The 2,485-nt window shown below is 58.1% G+C and carries 3 protein-coding genes; all 3 read right to left on the bottom strand.

Translation table 11 applies throughout. From position 1 onward, the window contains the following. Positions 1-1,595, bottom strand: a 1,595-nt coding sequence (gene tnpC, locus GR212_RS36465; RefSeq protein ID WP_163994981.1) for an IS66 family transposase, incomplete at its 3' end; no start/stop codon positions are given. 74 nt (positions 1,596-1,669) lie between these two features. After that, the gene (gene tnpB / locus GR212_RS36460) at positions 1,670-2,014 is read right to left on the bottom strand and encodes an IS66 family insertion sequence element accessory protein TnpB (RefSeq protein WP_163994980.1); all 345 of its coding nucleotides are present in this window, start codon (positions 2,012-2,014) and stop codon (positions 1,670-1,672) included. After that, on the bottom strand, positions 2,011-2,361 hold the full coding sequence (locus tag GR212_RS36455) for a transposase (protein WP_246726258.1): 351 nt from the start codon (positions 2,359-2,361) through the stop codon (positions 2,011-2,013). The genes tnpB and GR212_RS36455 overlap by 4 nt, the downstream gene beginning before the upstream one ends. Between the last annotated feature and the right edge of the window lie 124 nt (positions 2,362-2,485).

The raw sequence follows: 2,485 nt of genomic DNA, 5'->3' as shown, positions 1-2,485 counted from the left end.
TTCTGGAATTTCCAGGGCATGAGAGCCTCGATATCGCTTGATGGCCAGCCGGCCGCGATACGTTCAAGGGTCTGCGTTAGCCAAGCGAGCGGATCAACATCGTTCATTTTGGCGGACTGAATGAGGGTTGCGATGGTCGCCCAAGTCCGGCCGCCGCCGGCGTTACCCGCGAATAGGCTATTTTTCCGAATGATTGCCTGGGGTCGGATTGCCCGCTCGACAATGTTGGAGTCGATCTCGATCCGGCCGTCGTGAAGGAATTGTTCGAAGGCTTCACGACGGTTGATGGCGTAGCGAATTGCCTCGGCGAGCTTCGATTTTCCAGAGATGCGGGGCAGCGTGTCCTGCCAGAGTTTGTAGAGATCGGCAACGATGGCAGCGGAGGCCTGCCGACGAGCGGCAACGCGGATATCCTGGCTTTGCCCACGCACTTTTTCCTCGATCGCCCAGAAGGTCGCCATCTTCTCGATCGTTGCAGTCGCTATCTTTGAACTGCCACTGGCGTGCAGCTCGTAGAACCGACGTCGACTGTGTGCCCAGCAGCCCGCCAAAAGTGAACCCTCGTTTCCACCTTTGGAACGCGCAACGCGATTGTAGGCCGAATAACCATCAATCTGCAGAATGCCGAGGTAGCCTTCGAGATGGCGAGCAACGCAATCCCCGGACCGACCGTCTTCAAAACGATAGGCCACCATCGGCGGGCCACTGCCACCGAACGGTCGATCGTCCTTGGCATAGGCCCACAAATACGCCGTCTTGGCCGACCCCGATCCAGGGACAAGCGTCGGCAATGTCGTCTCATCGGCAAATATTCGTTCGCCTTGTTTGATCCGATCAAAGATGTAGTCGGCAAGGATCTGAAGTTCGAACCCGAGCTTGCCCATCCACCGCGCCATGAGGCCACGATCGACTTCGACATGGTCGCGCAGGAAGATCGCCTCCTGTCGATAGAGCGGCAGGCCATCGCCGTATTTGGAAACCGCGACATAGGCGAGCAGCGCTTCCGATGGGATGCCGCTTTCAACGATATGCGCCGGTGCCAAGGCCTGAATGACACCGTCTTCGTTTTTGAAGGCATACTTCGGACGGTGGGTGACGATCACCCGGAACTTCGGTGGAATGATATCGAGACGCTCGCAGGTATCTTCACCAATCAGGATCTTCTGCTTGCCTGCATGCTCGGCAAGCTCGTCCGGCTCGATGACTACATGAATGCGTTCCAGATGCGGCGGAAAGCCCTTGCGCGGACGCGGCGCACGTTTTGTGGCGCTTGCGGTTCGGCCTTTAGCCACCAGCGCCTCAATCGCGGCAATGCCGGTCTCGATCTCTTCGAAGACAAACGCACCCTGTTCGTCGAGATCCGCGTCGATGTTCTTGCTCTGCTTTTCCGAGCGCCGGCCATACCGGTATCGGTCGAAGGCTTTGAGGACCTGCTTCAACTTGGCGATCTGCTCGTCTGCGTCCGCATTCTGGGCCTTCAGATCCGCGACTTCGTTCTCCAGTGCGTCGGCGCGCGCAGCCTTCTCAGCCATCGCCAGGATCATGGCTTTCAGCGCATCGACGTCATCAGGGAGCTGCAAATCGGCTGGTGTCATGCCCTCAAGTAGAGCATATTTGGCAGGGAATCTCCTGCAGTTTCAGCCGTCTGATTCACTCTGCCGCAGGGCTTTTATCCAACAAATTCCGGCCGCTTCACCGCAACTGTGCGGACACGTTTCCAGTCCATGCCGTCGACCAGAGCAAGAAGCTGCGCGTGATTGAGCTGCACGCGGGCAGGCCCGATCTTCGGCCAAACGAACTGATTTTTCTCCAAGCGTTTTGAATAAAGGCAGACGCCTGAACCGTCCCACCAGGCGATCTTAATTCTGTCTGCTCTTTTGGCGCGGAAGACATAAAGCGAGCCACTGAACGGATCAGTGCCGGCATCGCGCACCAGCGACAGGAGGCTATCTGGACCTTTGCGGAAGTCTACGGGATGGCTTGCCAAAAACACTTTCACACCCGACGGGATCATGCGGACCGCACCGCACGGATCACCCGAGCAAGATGAGCCTCGTCGACATCAGATCGGGCGCGGATCACCGCATCACCAATGACGATGTCGACTGTGGGATATCTGCTGGTCGTTTCGGCAGCCAGGGGAACCTCCCTGGCTGTCGCCGGCACAGCCGCAGCTTTCAGCCGGGCGTTGCGCCGCCACGTGAACAATTGCGACGGATCAACCCCAATGCGACGCGCTATCGCCGAAACACTCGCGCCAGGCTCCATGGCATCGGCCACCGCCTGCGCCTTGAATGCCTCCGACCAACGCCGAACCTGACGCGGCGCACCCTCCAAAGGACCGGCCACAGCTTCGATCATATGAAACGTTCTATGTTCGGACATAGGAGCAGACATAGCACTTCACACCAGAACTCATTCATTACTCAGGCACGAATAGATCCTCGGCATAGCCGTCGCCAGACGGGGTTGTTTCATCGCTTAC

Origin of the sequence: Martinezella lusitana (genome assembly GCF_010668395.1) — a bacterium.
Lineage (GTDB): Bacteria > Pseudomonadota > Alphaproteobacteria > Rhizobiales > Rhizobiaceae > Rhizobium > Rhizobium lusitanum_A.
Note: the sequence above shows the minus strand (reverse complement) of the source record. Positions and strands in the feature narration are given on the sequence as shown.